The organism is Rhodococcus wratislaviensis (genome assembly GCF_041228765.1).
Lineage (GTDB): Bacteria > Actinomycetota > Actinomycetes > Mycobacteriales > Mycobacteriaceae > Rhodococcus_F > Rhodococcus_F wratislaviensis.
This window is the reverse complement of the sequence record NZ_CP150488.1, coordinates 5,043,292-5,058,941: the sequence shown is the minus strand read 5'-3', so window position 1 is coordinate 5,058,941 and position 15,650 is coordinate 5,043,292. Positions and strand designations below refer to the sequence as shown.

Below are 15,650 nucleotides of genomic sequence, written 5' to 3'. Positions count from 1 at the left end.
GCAGCCCGGACCCGGTTCGGGCTGCGTGCGACCGTAAGAGAGGACCAAGGTCCCTTTCCCCGCAATCGTCGATGGCGCACCGTCGGAGAAGAACCCCGCCGGGCCCGTCCCACGTGATCCGTACCGGATCGACCCGGCGACCAGGAGCGCGCGATGGTGACGCCGACGAAGACAGCTCGCGTGGACCCTCAGGAGTCGACCGACCGGCTACTGCGTGACCTCCGCACCAGACGGGATGGACTGTCACGGAGGGAAGCGGAGCGACGAACACTCGTCTACGGGACCAATGAACTGATTCGGCATCGCGGTCGCACCTGGCCCCGGCAGTTACTGCGGCAATTCACGCATCCGTTGGCGCTGCTCTTGTGGATGGCTGCCGTACTCGCCGTCTTCAGCGGCTCAGCGCCGCTGGGTGTCGCGATTGTCATCGTGATCCTGCTCAACGCCGCGTTCGCGTTCGTGCAGGAACGACACGCCGAGCAGGCGGTCGAAGCATTGGCGGCGTTTCTGCCGACCAGGGCGCGCGTCGCCCGTCAGGGAACGACGGAGACGGTCGACGTCCGGTCGCTCGTGCCGGGCGACGTGATCTTCCTGACCGAAGGCGACCGCGTGTCCGCCGATGCGCGACTCCTGTCGGGATCGCTCGAGGTCGATCTGTCGACTCTCACCGGCGAGTCCGTACCGGTCTTGATCCGATTCGACGCCGGGTCGACGACGGGACCGTTGATCGAGGCCGCGGACATCGCCTTCAGCGGCACCAATGTGGTGGGCGGCGATGCCACCGCGGTCGTGTTCGCGACAGGAATGCACACCGAACTCGGACGCATCGCGGCTCTGTCACAACGCGTGGGCCATGAGGAAAGCCCCCTCGAAAAGCAGGTGAAACGCGTGGCCTGGCTGATCGCGGCGGTTGCGGTGGCGATGGGTCTGGCGTTCATCCCGCTGGGGACGCTCATGGCGGGGTTGTCGCTCGACGATTCGGTCAATTTCGCAATCGGGCTCCTGGTCGCCAACGTGCCGGAGGGCCTACTGCCGACGATCACGTTGGCTCTCGCGGTGGGCGTGCGTACTCTCGCCAGACAGGGCGCCCTGGTCAAACGTCTCTCCGCTGTGGAAACACTCGGCTCCACCAGCGTCATCTGTACCGACAAGACCGGCACCCTGACCATGAATCGGATGCGTACCACCAGGTTGTGGACCCCTGACGGGGTCGTGACGTTCGACGGTGCCGTCCCCGTTCCGGCACCGGACGCTTCGGCAAGTCGGACGGCCCGGGCTGTCGTCGCGTGCTGTAGCGCGGAGATCCGCATCTCGAGTACCGGTGCCGAATCCGGTGATCCGACGGAGGTGGCATTGCTGCACGCAGCGCTGTCCTTGGGAGCCTCGACGGGAGACGCTGACGGAATCCGGGTGTCGCAGTTCCATTTCGACCCGGAGCTGCGCCGGATGTCCACCGTCGATCGTATCGGCGACACGCTGCACATCCATGCCAAGGGAGCACCCGAAGAGATCTTCGACCGGTGTACCCGAATCGCCGGTCCGGCTGGTGTGGACCCGGCCTTCACCAGTTCCGATCGGGAGTTCACCGCGAATCTCGTACGCGACTGGGCTCGCGAAGGTTTGCGTGTGATTGCCGTCGCCGAGCGTGACATCGACGCGGGCACTCACCCGGGACTGACGCGGGAAGAGGCGGAGAGCGATCTCACCCTCCTCGGAATCGCGGCAATGCTCGATCCTCCGCGTCCGGAGGTAGCGGCGGCCGTCGCCAGGTGTCATTCTGCGGGAATTCGGATCATCGTCGTCACCGGTGATCACGGCCTCACCGCGCGAGGGATCGCACAGAGCGTAGGGATCGGGCACGCAGGTCTACGGGTCGTCACCGGCTCGGAACTCGAGCAGATGCCGGAACCTGATCTCGACAGGTTGCTCGCCACCGACGTCGAACTCATCTTCGCGCGCAGTTCACCAGAGGCGAAGTTGCGGATCACCGATGCCTTGCGCGACAGCGGGCAGGTCGTCGCGATGACAGGTGACGGGGTCAACGACGCACCGGCGTTGCGCCGTTCCGATATCGGTGTGGCGATGGGTAAGTCGGGCACCGATGTCGCGCGGGAGGCCGCGACGATGGTCCTCACCGATGACAATTTCGCGACCATCGTCAGCGCCGTCGAGGCGGGACGGAGGGTCTACGACAACGTCCGCAAGTTCATCGTCTACATCTTCGCGCACGCCACCCCCGAGGTGGTGCCGTTCCTCGTCTACGCACTGTCCGGCGGACAGGTACCCCTCCCCCTCACGGTGATGCAAATTCTCGCCATCGATTTGGGCACCGAGACCTTACCGGCGCTGGCGTTGGGCCGTGAGAAGGCCGAACCGGGCCTGATGGATCGGCGTCCACGCGAGCGTACCCAGAACGTGGTCGACAGGGGGATCCTCGTCCGGTCATGGGGTCTGCTGGGAGGTGTGTCGGCAGTATTGGTGATGACGCTCTTCTTCGCGACACTTCTCGAAGGTGGCTGGTATCTGGGTGCCGATGTGGGTGCCGGAATCCTGCACCAAACCTGGCAATCGGCGACGACGATGAGCTTCCTCGGCATCGTCGCCTGCCAGATCGGCACTGCGTTCGCCTCGCGAACCGAGCACGCATCGCTCGCAAAGGTTGGAGTCGCGTCCAACCCCCTGTTGCTGTGGGGAATCGCCTTCGAAGTGTGTTTCGCCGCGCTGGTCGTCACGGTGCCGGTGCTTCGACATATCTTCGGAACCGTGATTCCGCAGTGGCATCAGGTGCTGTGGCTCCTTCCGCTGCCGTTCATCGTCTGGGGATGTGACGAAGCGTGGCGGTGGCACCGGCGACGGACACCCGGGAGCGTTGCGACCCGGACGCCCGCCGAGGTCCCGCAGTAGCCGCGTCGCCCTCAGGTGTGTGTTTGCGAGGCAATGTATTCGACGATGTCCTCCACGGTCACCAGTGTCGCGTAGTCGGATTCCGGGATATCGACGCCGAACACGGCATGCAGGCGCACGAGGAAGTTCAGCCAGTCCATCGAATCCAGATCGACCTGATCGCGTAACGGCACATCCGAGGACAGTTCCTCGTCCTCGATCTCCGGTGCGATCTCCCGCAATGCGCGTATGACTCTCGAGTCGATCGTCTCGCTGTTCATCTGTCGTCCTCACCACTTGTCCGGCTGTTGGAGCAGTTCGTTGATTCTGGTCAGGAACTGTGCGCCCCGTGTTCCGTCGCTGGCACGGTGATCGGCGGCGAGGGTAGCTGTCACGACCGTCGCGACCTGCAGATCTCCGTCGAACACCCAGGGGCGTTCACTGGGCCTCCCGAAACCCACCAACGCCACCTGAGGCGGATAGATCACACCGAAAACCGAGGTGACCCCACGTTCCCCGAGGTTCGTCACGGTCAGCGTCGGGTCCGACATCTCGGAACTGCGCAGCGAACCGGCACGGGCCCGGGTCACCAGATCGCCGAGTTCCACCATCAGCTGGGAGAGGGGTTTGTCGGCGGTGTCGTGGACCGCGGGAGCGACCAGACCTCCGTCTCTCAGAGAGATCGCCACCCCGAGGTGGATGTGGGGTGCCGGCCGGAACTCGCCGTCCAGCCAGAACCCGTTGAGGTCCGGGAACTGCCGGGCAGCGAGCGCCACCGCCTTGAGTTGCACAGCGGCGAGGAGGACTCGTTCGGTGATCGGGCGGGCGGCATTTTCGGTGTGCAACCAGTCCGTCGCCGTCCGCAGTGGAATCTCGTCCATCAGGTAGTAGTGCGGGATCTCGCGCTTGGAGCGGCTCATGGAAGCAGCGATCGCGCGACGCATATCGCGGGTCTTGGCCTCGGCCTTGGCCGGTCCAGGCTCGATGCTGTGGGCTGCCGCGCGCTGAACGTCGTCGAGCGTGACCGCAGCACCGGCGCCTGTCCCGGTGACACCGGCGAGATCGATCCCTGTCCTTTCCGCTTCCCTGCGCGCCCTGGGTGAGACCTTGCGCCGTGGTGCCGGTGCCGGTGCCGGTGCTGGTTCCGGTGCGGTGGCGACCGTGGTGGCGACCGTGGTGGTGCCGGGCACCGCATCGGCAGACGGTCGTTCAGGCGGTGGTGATTCTCCGGGACTCGACAGCGTTACCAACGGGGTTCCGACCGACACGGTCGTTCCGGGCTCGACGAGCAACCGGTGAACGGTGCCGCTCTGCCAGATCTCCACGTCCACGGCCGCTTTCACGGTGTCGACCGTCGCTATCGCCTGACCGCGCTCGACCTCGTCACCGGGTTTGACCAACCAGTCCGTCAACGTTCCCTCATCCATGTCGGCGCCCAGAGAAGGCAGCGTGAAATCAAACATGGCTATGCCTCGTTCCTACCGATCGCCGATCACATTCCACGCCGTGGACACAATGGTCTCGACCTGAGGAAGGGTCGCGTATTCGAGATGCTTGGCGTACGGGACCGGGACCTCGGCGCTGCACACGCGGCGAGGTGGCGCGTCGAGCTCGTAGAATTCGCGTTCGACGATCTGCGCCATCACTTCCGCCGCGAGACTGCCGGTGCGCCAGCCCTCGTCGACCACCACGGCACGGTGTGTCTTCCGGACCGACGCGGCGATGGTGTCGGTGTCGAGGGGGCGCAGCACCCGAAGGTCGACGACCTCGGCGGCGATTCCCTTCTCTGCCAGTACGTCGGCGGCGGCGAGGGCCTTGGGCAGCGAACCGCCGTACGTGATCAGGCTGATGTGGCTTCCCTCCCGGCGTACCGCTGCCGAGTCGATGTCCACCGGGACGGGCCCTTCGAGGTCTTCCGACGAGTTGTACAGCTGGGTGTGTTCGAAGATGATCACCGGATCGGGGTCCGCGAGGGCCGGTCGGAGCATGCCGCGCGCGTCCGCCACTGTCGCGGGCGCCAGGACCCGGATTCCGGGGATGTGGGCGTACCAGTTCTCGAGGCTGTGCGAATGCTGCGCGGCGAGTTGCCTGCCGGCGCCGGTCGCCATGCGCACCACCACGGGGACGGAGAATTGTCCGCCCGACATGTGCCGGAGCGACGCCGCGGTGTTTACGATCTGGTCGAGCGCGAGCAGGCTGAAGTTGACGGTCATCACCTCGATGATCGGGCGCATCCCGCCCACGGCCGCCCCGATCCCCACTCCCACGAAACCCAACTCCGAGAGCGGGGTGTCGCGGATCCGCTCGTCCCCGAATTCGGCGAGCAGGCCCTTGGACACCGCGTACGTGCCGCCGTAGCGTCCGACATCCTCACCCATGAGGAACACCCGCGGATCGGAGTGCATCGCCTCACGGATCGCTTCCCGCATCGCCTCCCGGTAGCTGATCTTCACGACGCCTCCTCTGTTCGCGCCGGCGTGAGCACGTCGCGCAGGAGGTCCCCGGGCGCCTCCCAGGTGCCTGCCTCGGCGAAGTTCACCGCGGCATCGACCTCCGACATGACGCGGTCGTCGATGCGGAGGAACTCCTCCTCCGAGAACAGCCCGAGCGCTTTGAGCCGCGCCGAGAAGGTGTGAATCGGACCCCTCTCCTTCCAGGACTCCACTTCCGCCTTGTCGCGATACAGTTCCGGGTCGAACATCGAATGGGCACGAAATCGGTACGTCTGGAATTCGATGAAGAAGGGGCCGCCGGTCGTGCGGACGTGCGCGGCGCCCGAGCGGGCCGCGTGCAGGGTGGCAATCACATCCATGCCGTCCGCCTTGAGCGTCGGGACGTCGAACGACGCGGCTTTGACGCACAGATCCGTTTGAGATTCCGAGCGGGACAAGGCCGTGCCCATGGCGTACAGGTTGTTTTCGCAGCAGAACAGCACCGGCAACTGCCACAGCGATGCGAGATTCATGGTCTCGTGAAAGGCGCCCTCCGCCATCGCGCCCTCGCCGAAGAAGCAGGCCGTCACTCGGCGCTTACCCTGCATCTTGTCGGCCAACGCCAGACCGGCCGCGAGCGGCAGACCGCCGGCGACGATCGCATTGCCCCCGTAGAACCGGGTGGCGGCATCGAACAGATGCATCGATCCGCCTCGCCCCCTCGAACAGCCTTCGCGTTTCCCGAACATCTCGGCCATGATCGAGTTCATCGGGACACCGTGCACCAGCGCGTGGCCGTGCTCGCGGTAGGTCGCGACCACCGCATCGCCCGGAGACAGGGCATGCAAGGCCCCGACCGCGACCGCTTCCTCCCCCACATACAGATGCAGGAACCCGCGGATCTTCTGGGCGCCGTACAGCTCTGCAGCCTTCTCCTCGAAGCGTCGAATGCGCAGCATGTCCGTCAGCAACTCGACCGCGAACGCTTTGTCGTAGGGAAAGTCCGGGGCAGTCATCCGCCCACCTCCAATGTCGATGTGTCCCCCTCCGGCAGACCCAGTTCGCGTGCCTTCAGCAGCCTGCGCATTATCTTGCCGCTCCGTGTGTGCGGGAGAACCTCCACGAACTCGATCTCCTTGGGGGCGACCGAGGCGCCGAGTTTCTTGCGGGAGTACCCGAGAAGTTCACGGCGCAGGGCGTCGTCCGCGTTCCAGCCCGTCTTCACGGACACGAAGGCTTTGACCACGGCACCCACGATCGGATCCGGCTTGCCGATGACTCCCGCTTCGGCGACCGCGGGATGCTCCATGAGGACGTTCTCCACCTCGAACGGACCGATGAGGTGACCCGCCGATTTGATGACGTCGTCGGCCCGACCCACGAACCAGTAATAGCCGTCCGCGTCGCGCTTGGCCAAGTCGCCGGTCAGGTACCAGTCGCCCGCGAAGGCGCGCCGGTACCGGTCGTCATTGTGCAGGTAGCCGCGGAACATCGAGGGCCAGCCTCGGCGTATCGCGAGTTCCCCCTCCACATTCGGAGTTTCGACGGTTTCGATGCCGCCGTCCCCTGTGCGTCGGACGATGGCGGCGTCGATGCCCGGGAGGGGTCGTCCCATCGATCCGGGTTTGATGGCGAAACCGGGTGTGTTGGCGATCATGATGCCGCCCGTTTCGGTTTGCCACCAGTTGTCGTGGATGGGCCGACCGAGCACGTCTCGTCCCCACAGAACGGCGTCGGGGTTGAGTGGTTCGCCGACACTGGCGATGAGCCGCAGGTGGGGGTAGGAGTATCTGTGCGCCAACTCCGGCCCGGACTTCATCAGCATGCGGATCGCGGTCGGCGCGGTGTACCAGACCGTGACGGCCTGCTCCTCGAGGATGCGGTACCACCGTTCGGCATCGAATTCGTTGCTGTCGACGATCGACGTCACGCCGTGCAGCAACGGTGTGATCACTCCGTACGAGGTGCCGGTGACCCAGCCAGGATCCGCAGTGCACCAGAATACGTCCGCTGGATGCAGGTCCAGGGCGAACAACCCGGTCGCATAGTGGGTGGCCACGGCGCCGTGGACATGGACCGCGCCCTTCGGGGTACCGGTCGTTCCGCTGGTGAAATGTAGCAGGGCAACATCGTCGGCGCAGGTCGGGGTGATATCGCAGTCCCCGTCGGCGTCCACCATCATGCTGTGGAAGTCGAGCGTGTCCGGAACGTCGGTGATCGAACCGGCATCCCCCACCACCAGCACGTGGCGCAACGACGGCAACGAGTCGCGGATCTTCTCCACCCGCCGCCGATACAGCTGCTCGGTGGTCACCAGGACTTGGGCGTCGCCGAGCCGAAGTCTCGTGGCCAACGGCTCGGGGCCGAAGGCGGAGAACAACGGCGAGACCACGCTTCCGTTGCGCAACGCCCCGAGGATGCTGACGTACAGCTCCGGGATACGACCGGTCAACACGAAGACGGGGTCGCCCTTCCCCACGCCGAGTCCGCGCAGCACGGCGGTGAACTTGCGGACTCGGTGCGCGAAGTCCCCGAAGGTGACCTCGGTGACGGGTAGCTCGCCGGCGCCCTTGTTCGGACCCACGAACCGGAACGCGACCTTGTCCCGCTGCGGCCCACAGTCGTGGCGGTCGACCGCGTAATACGCGATGTTGCAGCCACCGGGGGCCGGCCCGAGTCGACGCTCGATGGCAGACCACGAAAACCGGGACCGTTCACCGTCGTAGTCGGTGAAGTTCGGTGCCACCCCACTGGTGGACGGCGATGTGGGAGTGATACTCATGGCCGCTGATCACAATCCGCGTCCGCATGCAGCCGCGTCCTCTGTGGCTGCCAGCTCGAACAATTGGTGCGCCAAGTCGGTCAATGCACGAGCAGCGGCCATCTCGCGGCTGACCTGAACTGTGCCGTGTCGAGAGTGGCAGCCGGCCTCTCCACGTCCCTCGAGGAGGGTCTTGTCGTGTGTACGCAGGCGCGCCCTGGCCCGGGAACGGGTCGGCTCCGCGTCGGGTTCGTATATCTCGATCTCTACAGGCCACATAGTCGCGGGCAGCGGTCTGGTCACCGCCGCTCCGGGCCCCTGCACATCGCGGCCGTGCCACTGGTCCGTCATGGCCACTCCTGTTCGATTGCTGTGTGGTGACGCTCGGCAACGGGGCCCGGTCCCCCGGATCGGTGGGCCACGATTACTCGGTTGCGCGGTGGGGGCTCACAATGCTCGGACGGCGACCGTTCAGGATGCCGTTCGAGCGCCGTGAAGAGCCGTTGCCGGGCAACTCGCTCGGCCAGTTCCGGTATGTCGGCAATCGGCACCCCCGCGAGATCCGAAATGCTGCCCCCGACTATCCGGGCAATCGCCTCCCGCGTGAAACTCCCCCCGAACTCGGGAATCAGCCGCTCCACCACCGGGGCCTGCGCGTGCACCATCGACGTGGTCTCCGTGTCACTGTTCGTGCTGGTCATTGCGTTTCGAAGATCCTTCGATGCCGGGTGGGCGTCCTTGGTTTCCTTCAGCATCGCGAACCCACCGACACCGGCAATAGAGGCGAAGGACCGTAGTCGAGGACCAAAGGCTCTGACGCCGCGTCCGCCTCCCACGCTTGAATGAATTCCGACGGCCGACGACGGAGGTGACGGTGCATGAAAGCCCGGATGCCACGCGCGGTCACCACGGGTGTCGTCGTGCGCTCCCTTCGACCCACCGACCGAGACGACGTGCAGTCTCTGCACGAGCGGATGGACCAGCACGACGCCTACCTGAGGTTCTTCGGCGCCCGTCCGACGCATCTCGGGGATCTGGCCGCGTCACTGTGCCGGCAAGACCCCGGGCATTGCGCACTGGGCGCCTACATCGGTGGCGTCCTGGTAGGAGTCGCGAACTACGTGAGCCCGGTACACCAGTTGGACAACGACACCCCGTTGGTCGAATTCGCGCTGGTGGTCGATCACAATTACCAATCGCACGGAATCGGAACGATGCTGCTGACCCGGCTCGTCGACGCAGCGAGGGCGCATGGTATCGGGCGGATGACGGCGGAGGTGCTGGCGCAGAACACCGTGATGCTCGAGGTGATCCGAGAGCGGGGGTGGGCCCACGCGCTGCGTCGTGACGGGACCACGCTTCACCTCGACCCCGACCTCGATGAGGACGCGCAGGCTGACGGACCTTCGGCGCTGCCCCGGCCCGTCGTGATGTGACGCACCATCATGTCGGCGACCGAGAGAACTCAGGGGTGTTCGCCACCGCAGGCAGTCGGTGGCCTCGAGGTGGACGGAGTCGAGACGCACACGGCATATGTCGTCATGGTCGGTGATGTCGTCTTCAAGGCGAAGAAGCCGATCCGGACGGCGTTCGCCGATTTCGGCACCGCCGAAAGGCGTCGCGCGGCCTGTGAGCGTGAAGTGACATTGAACCGCAGGCTGTGCCCCGACGTGTATCTCGGCGTCGCCGATTTGACGGACCCGGCGGGAGGACCGACCGAAGCGCTGGTCAAGATGCGCCGGATGCCGTCGGACCGACGACTGACCCGGCTGCTCGGCGGGGGCGGTGACGCCACCGCACACGTGGATGCGATCGCCGCCGTCGTCGCCCGATTCCATGCCGGAGCGGACCAGTCCGCCGACATCGATCGTGACGCCATGCCCGGCGCGGTGGCCGCGCGGTGGTGCGCCAACGTCTCCGAGGTGACGAGTTACCGGTGCGATGTCCTCCCGGCTGCGGACGTCGACGAGGTGGAGAGACGGGCCCTCAGGTATCTGCAGGGGCGGAAACGCCTGTTCGAGAACCGCATTCGGGAAGGCCGGACAGTCGATGGTCACGGCGATCTTCTGGCGGACGACATCTTCTGCCTCGACGACGGGCCGCGCATTCTCGACTGTCTCGACTTCGACGACCACCTACGCCACGTCGACGGTATCGACGACGCGGCATGCCTCGCCATGGATCTCGAGTACCTGGGACGCGAGGACCTCGGGTTGCGGTTCCTCGATCGATATTGCGCCGCGGCACACGACCAGCCCCCGACATCGTTGCGGCATCACTACATCGCCTATCGGGCGTTCGTCCGCGCGAAGGTGGCCTGTTTGCGGTACACGCAGGGTTCCCGCGTTGCCCGCGAGGATGCCCGGGCGCACTGCCGCCTGGCCTTGCGGCATCTGCGCGCCGGAACCGTGCGAATGGCTGTGGTCGGTGGGCTGCCCGGCACCGGAAAGTCGACGCTGTCACGCGGATTGGCTGATGTCACCGGATCCGTCGTCATCTCCAGCGACCGCGTCCGCAAGGAACTCGCCGGCCTCGATCCGCATTCCGGTCAGGTGGCCGGATTCGGTGAGGGCCTGTACAGCGGCACCATGACCGACCGCACCTACGCCGAGGTGTTGCGGCGCGCTCGCGACCATCTCACGGCGGGAAGGTCGGTCGTGCTGGATGCGTCGTGGACCCAACCGATGCTCCGAGAGCGTGCTGCGCCCGTCGCTTCCTGCACCCACAGCGATCTCGTCGAACTCGAATGCAGGGCACCACGCGCCGTGGCGATCGCGAGAATCGGGAGCCGTCCCACCGGCGACTCGGACGCCACCCCCGTCGTGTACGACGCGATGGCCGCGAGTGCCACGGCGTGGCCTTCGGCCACCGCGGTCGACACGGACACGGCCGCCGGGGACAGCGTGCAGACGGCGGAGCGGATCTGGCATTCCACGTCGGGGTGGCGAGATGAGTAGTCACAGCTACCGTTCGCCGGTAACCGCCCGGCGTGCCCGACGACAGGAGAGCCCATGCCCGACATCGTGACGTTGACGATGAATCCTGCGCTCGACATCACCACGAGCACGAATCGGGTGGTGCCGACCGACAAGGTGCGCTGCGGCGCACCTCGCCGCGATCCCGGCGGCGGCGGACTGAACGTGGCCCGGGTATTGCACGTTCTCGGAACTCCCGCGACGGCGGTGTTTCCTTCGGGCGGCCATACCGGCCGGGCCCTCGAGGATCTCGTGGCCACCGAGGGTGTCGGGATCCGGAGTCTGACAATCCGCGGTTCCACACGGGAGAGCCTGACGATCAACGAGAACGAGACGGGTCTGCAGTACCGTTTCGTCCTGCCGGGACCCACAGTGACCGCAAGGGAACAGGTGGCCTGTCTCGACCTGGTCATCGAGGTCGCGTCGGGCGCCGACTATGTGGTGGTGAGCGGAAGTCTGCCACCGGGTGTGCCCGCCGATTTCTACCAGCGGGTGGCAGACGTCGTCGGGGACCTCGGTGCGCGAGTCATCGTCGATACGTCCGGTCCGGCCCTGAGACAACTTCGGGGTGGTGTCTTTCTCGTCAAACCGAGCATTCGCGAACTCCGGGACTGGACGGGGCGGGAGTTGTCGGCGATCGACGACCAGGTGGCTGCGGCTCGGGAAGTCATCGACCGGGGGATCTCCCAGGTCGTCGTCCTCTCGCTCGGTGCCGATGGCGCTCTGCTGGTCACGCGGGACCGCGACGAGTATTTCCCGTCGGTCCAAGTCCCGGTGGTCAGCGGTGTCGGTGCGGGCGACAGCATGGTCGCCGGTGTGGTGTGCGGCCTGGCACACGGTCGTTCGTTGAGCGACTCGGTGCGGTACGGGATCGCCGCGGGGGCGGCCATGCTGCAGACACCGGGCACCGCCCTGTGCCGGCGATCCGACGTCGAGCGGTTCTATCAACTGCTCACCGACGGATCCGCCGCGGGCACCATCGTCGGATAGTCACGCGTGTGCCAGGCGGAGACCGGCCGCGCTCAGTCCCGCGTAGTCCGGATCGCACCGGGAACGTCCAGCGCGAGTTGCCGATAGGCCGCGTCGTAGGCCCGTAGGCCCGTAGGCCCGTAGGCCCGTAGGCCCGTGGGTCACCGGTCGGTGTGATGGCTCTGGCGCGGCGCTCCAGCATGGTGGCGCCGGGCCATCTCGACTGGATCGCCTCGGCGAGCTGCGCCCCGTCGATATCGGCGACGATGAGCGGACCGCCCTCCCCCACCACGACCACCCGACGGGCGTCGGGCAGCTGCCACACGGCGACCGGCAGCACCGTGTCGGCGCCACCGGGACCATGGACGGTGACGGAGTCGCCGGTGCTGCTGATCAATGTCGCGACCGGTTCGCTCATCGGGTTCCTCCTCGGCGGTCCCCGTCCGCGGGCGTGCGCAGGCCAGCCCTGGCCGTGTCGAGCAGGATCCTGCGTTCCGCGGCGGACACATTGTGACGAGTGATGGCGGCGGCGTCCGGTGCCACGGACACCGAGGTGATGCCTTTGCGTACGAGATGTTCCGCGAGGGCGGGATTGGTCGACACCGCCTGCCCGCACAGGGAGGTGGTGAGTCCCGCGCGGGTGGCACGCTCGATGATGACGTCGATGGCGTCGAGTACGGCGGGGTCCATCGTGTCGAACAGATCCCGGCAGATTTCGGAATCCCGGTCGACGCCGAGCATGAGCTGGGTGAGGTCGTTGGTACCGATGGAGACGCCATCGATGCCGAGGGCCGCGTACTCCGGAATCCAATACGCGACGGAGGGGACCTCCGCCATGATCCATCGGTGCATGCGGCGATCGGCGCCCAGTGGATGGGAGTCGAGGTCCGCGAGGCACTGTGCGAGCTCCCACCGGGTGCGGACGAACGGGATCATCAGATGCACGTTCGGGTACCGCTTCCGGACGGTGAACAGCACGTCGAGGTCCAGCCGGAACAGTTCGGGTTCGCGCACGTAGCGGAAGCAGCCGCGGTAGCCGATCATCGGGTTGTCTTCGCGCGGCTCCACGTCGCCGCCGGAGAGTCCTGCGAATTCGTTGGTGCGTAGATCGATCGCCCGGTAGATGACGGGCCGCGGCGTGAACGCGGCGGCGATCCGTTCGACGGCCGCCGCCATCTCGGCCACGTACTCGTCGCGGCGTCCTTGCGCGATCATCGCTACCGGGTGCGTCCCACCCAGCGCGTCCATGATCATGAACTCGGCGCGCAGCAACCCCACTCCGTCGACGTCGGAAGCGGCCACTCGGTCGGCGGCGTCCGGTGTGGCGAGGTTGACGTACACGGAGGTGGCCGTCACCTCCCGTGCCGCTCCCCCGCCGACCCGGCCGGTCGGCGGTTGCGGTGTGGAGAAGGCACCGGCCGCCGCCGACTCCGGTGCAGATGCGGACACCGCGCCGTCGTAGACCAACCCCGAATCACCGTCGACCGTGACGATCGCCCCCTCCACCAGTTCGGTGGTGGCGGTCCGGGTACCGACGACCACGGGACGTCCCAGCTCGCGGCCGACGATGGCGGCGTGACAGGTGATCCCGCCGCCATCGGTGACGATCGCCGCGGCACGGCGCAGCACAGGAAGCCAGTCGGGGCGTGTCATGGGTGCGACGAGAATCTCTCCGTCGGACAACCGGTGAGCGTCGGACACGGACCGCAAGATGCGGACACGGCCGGTCGCGGTTCCGGGGCCTGCGCCGAGCCCGTGGACGAGGACCGTGCCCGTGGAGTCGCGGTGCTCCTCCGGGGTCGTCGGGGGTTTCCCCAGCGTCGTGATGGGGCGCGTCTGGACGATCCACAACCGATTTTCGTCGAAAGCGAATTCGAGGTCCTGGGGAACGTGATAGTGCTCTTCGACGGCGACGGCGAGCAACGCCAAACGTTCGAGCTGCTGATCGGTGAGAACGCGACGACCCCGTGCTGCGACGGGAATCTCCACCGAATGCTGCCCCTCCGCATCCGCGGTGATGGAGAACGATTGTGACCCGATGTGGGCGTCGAGCACAGCGAATCCCGACTTCGCGACCACATAGGTGTCCGGCTCCACCTGGCCGCCCACCACCACTTCCCCCAGCCCGGTCGCCGCTTCGACGACGATGCGATCGCGTGCACCGGTTCTGGGATCTGCGGTGAAGACCACTCCCGACTGGTCGGCGCCCACCATCAACTGGACGACGACTGCGATCGACGGCTCCTCGGTCACTCCCTGCACACTGCGATAGGTGAGTGCGCGCTCGGACCACAGCGACGCCCAGCATCTGGTGATCGCCTCGATGAGCGCGTCGTCACCGGACACGCCGATGAAGCTGTCGTGGATCCCTGCGAACGACGTGTCGGCGGCGTCTTCGGCGGGGGCGGACGAGCGCACCGCCACCCTCGGCGACCCGTCGCCGAGTTCACGGTACGCACCGAGAATTTCCGCGCGCAGGGCAGCGGACACCGGCGCCGCGAGCACGGTCGCCCGCAACTGCTGCGACGCCTCGGTCAGGGCGGTGTCATCGGCCCCGGCGGGCGGCAACCCATGTTCTCGCAGGGTGTCGCGCACTCCCGCCTCGTCCATCGCCTGCAGGTAGCCTTCCGCGGTGACGGCAAACCCCGGGGGCACCGGATAGCGCGCTCGCGTCAGCTCACCGAGATTGGCCGCCTTGCCCCCGACCGACGGCGCGTCGGACAAGCCGAGCTGATCGATCGGCTTGACCCAACGGTGTTCGACCACAGCCTGTTGCACGTTCATGAGGCCTCCTCGTCGTTCATGGTCCAGCGAACACCGTCGACTTCGGACCGCACAGGGTCCAAAGTCACCGTCACTTCGCGGGTCGAAATACCCTGTCGATCCCTGGTTTGCGGCCCGATGATGGAGGCAACCTCGACCGACAGGAGGCACCGTCATGACACGCTCGGCCGTCATCCGGCAGTCCCTCGGCGGCGCGGTGCTGATTGCGGTACATGTGATCCTGACGAAACGGCTGCGCCGGCGTCGCACGACGTGGGGCGCGACCGCTGCGGAGGCCGCGGCAACGCTGCCCGGAGACGAGCTGATCGCCGACCCCGCGTGGGGGTACACGCACGCCGTGACGGTCGATGCGCCCCGGGAGCTGGTGTGGCCCTGGATCGTCCAGCTGGGTCAGGGCCGCGGAGGCTTCTACAGCTACGTCGGACTCGAGAACCTCATCGGCTGCCGCGTGCGCAACACCGAGAAGGTTCTTCCCGACCACCAGACCCTCGAGACGGGCGACGAGGTGCGGCTGCACCCGAAGGCGCCGCCGATGGCTGTCGCGTCGGTCGAAACGAACGCACGCCTGGTCCTGTATGCCCGCGACCCCCGCACCGGTGACGCCTTCATCTGGGCGTTTCATCTCCTTCCCGACCAGGCTGGCCGCACCCGGTTGATCGAGCGGGGAAGCAGTTCCTGCGGCCCCGGACTCGCCAGCCGTCTGTTCTTCGGTCCGCTGCTGACGGAGCCGATCGGCTTCGTCATGAGCCGGAAGATGCTTCTCACGATCCGAGCGCTCGCATCGGCCACCGGGACCGAAGCTGCACGACCACGCTGAAGTGATAACCCGCCGTGTCGAAGTGGTTG

14 protein-coding genes are annotated in these 15,650 nt (G+C 66.6%); 5 read left to right on the top strand and 9 right to left on the bottom strand.

The annotated features are described in order from the left end of the window. Positions 1 to 153: 153 nt before the first annotated feature. Complete coding sequence (locus WKC72_RS23335; protein WP_370179513.1) at positions 154 to 2,904, top strand: cation-translocating P-type ATPase; 2,751 nt, start codon at positions 154 to 156, stop codon at positions 2,902 to 2,904. 11 nt (positions 2,905 to 2,915) lie between these two features. On the opposite strand, the gene WKC72_RS23330 is transcribed toward WKC72_RS23335, so the two are convergent. The 7 genes from WKC72_RS23330 to WKC72_RS23300 all read right to left on the bottom strand — a co-directional run bounded on the left by WKC72_RS23330 (position 2,916) and on the right by WKC72_RS23300 (position 8,777). Then, positions 2,916 to 3,164: an acyl carrier protein gene (locus tag WKC72_RS23330; RefSeq protein WP_005261629.1), complete on the bottom strand. Its 249-nt coding sequence runs from the start codon at positions 3,162 to 3,164 to the stop codon at positions 2,916 to 2,918. 9 nt (positions 3,165 to 3,173) lie between these two features. Next, positions 3,174 to 4,346 (bottom strand): dihydrolipoamide acetyltransferase family protein, encoded by a 1,173-nt coding sequence (locus tag WKC72_RS23325; RefSeq protein WP_370179511.1) that lies wholly within the window; start codon positions 4,344 to 4,346, stop codon positions 3,174 to 3,176. A gap of 15 nt (positions 4,347 to 4,361) precedes the next feature. Continuing rightward, complete coding sequence (locus WKC72_RS23320) at positions 4,362 to 5,336, bottom strand: alpha-ketoacid dehydrogenase subunit beta (RefSeq protein WP_370179509.1); 975 nt, start codon at positions 5,334 to 5,336, stop codon at positions 4,362 to 4,364. Then, positions 5,333 to 6,331 carry a pyruvate dehydrogenase (acetyl-transferring) E1 component subunit alpha gene (pdhA, locus tag WKC72_RS23315; protein ID WP_005563393.1) on the bottom strand — a complete coding sequence of 333 codons (999 nt, stop codon included), beginning with the start codon at positions 6,329 to 6,331 and terminating at the stop codon, positions 5,333 to 5,335. Before pdhA ends, WKC72_RS23320 begins: the two co-directional genes overlap by 4 nt. After that, positions 6,328 to 8,097, bottom strand: coding sequence for an acetate--CoA ligase (acsA, locus tag WKC72_RS23310; protein ID WP_370179506.1), 1,770 nt, complete (start codon positions 8,095 to 8,097; stop codon positions 6,328 to 6,330). Before acsA ends, pdhA begins: the two co-directional genes overlap by 4 nt. A 9-nt stretch (positions 8,098 to 8,106) precedes the next feature. Continuing rightward, the gene (locus tag WKC72_RS23305; RefSeq protein WP_370184464.1) at positions 8,107 to 8,355 is read right to left on the bottom strand and encodes a dsRBD fold-containing protein; all 249 of its coding nucleotides are present in this window, start codon (positions 8,353 to 8,355) and stop codon (positions 8,107 to 8,109) included. Positions 8,356 to 8,423: 68 nt separating this feature from the next. Further along, positions 8,424 to 8,777: a three-helix bundle dimerization domain-containing protein gene (locus tag WKC72_RS23300; protein WP_370179503.1), complete on the bottom strand. Its 354-nt coding sequence runs from the start codon at positions 8,775 to 8,777 to the stop codon at positions 8,424 to 8,426. Positions 8,778 to 8,954: 177 nt separating this feature from the next. On the opposite strand from WKC72_RS23300, the gene WKC72_RS23295 reads away from it, so the two are divergent. The 3 genes from WKC72_RS23295 to WKC72_RS23285 are packed head-to-tail and all read left to right on the top strand — an operon-like array spanning position 8,955 to position 12,041. Further along, entirely contained in the window at positions 8,955 to 9,512 is a 558-nt protein-coding gene (locus WKC72_RS23295; protein ID WP_370179501.1) for an N-acetyltransferase family protein, read from the top strand. Positions 9,513 to 9,521: 9 nt separating this feature from the next. Continuing rightward, on the top strand, positions 9,522 to 11,033 hold the full coding sequence (locus WKC72_RS23290) for an AAA family ATPase (protein WP_370179499.1): 1,512 nt from the start codon (positions 9,522 to 9,524) through the stop codon (positions 11,031 to 11,033). Positions 11,034 to 11,087: 54 nt separating this feature from the next. Beyond that, on the top strand, positions 11,088 to 12,041 hold the full coding sequence (locus WKC72_RS23285; protein WP_370179497.1) for a 1-phosphofructokinase family hexose kinase: 954 nt from the start codon (positions 11,088 to 11,090) through the stop codon (positions 12,039 to 12,041). Here the strand turns inward: WKC72_RS23285 and WKC72_RS23280 are convergent. Together WKC72_RS23280 and ppsA are read right to left on the bottom strand one after the other, a co-directional pair. Beyond that, entirely contained in the window at positions 12,004 to 12,438 is a 435-nt protein-coding gene (locus WKC72_RS23280) for a hypothetical protein (protein ID WP_370179495.1), read from the bottom strand. The two genes, WKC72_RS23285 and WKC72_RS23280, sit on opposite strands and share 38 nt — an antisense overlap. After that, positions 12,435 to 14,804: a phosphoenolpyruvate synthase gene (ppsA, locus tag WKC72_RS23275; RefSeq protein ID WP_370179493.1), complete on the bottom strand. Its 2,370-nt coding sequence runs from the start codon at positions 14,802 to 14,804 to the stop codon at positions 12,435 to 12,437. Before ppsA ends, WKC72_RS23280 begins: the two co-directional genes overlap by 4 nt. A 154-nt stretch (positions 14,805 to 14,958) precedes the next feature. Here ppsA and WKC72_RS23270 point away from each other — a divergent pair, with 154 nt between their 5' ends. Then, complete coding sequence (locus WKC72_RS23270) at positions 14,959 to 15,621, top strand: hypothetical protein (protein WP_370179491.1); 663 nt, start codon at positions 14,959 to 14,961, stop codon at positions 15,619 to 15,621. Positions 15,622 to 15,650 lie beyond the last annotated feature (29 nt).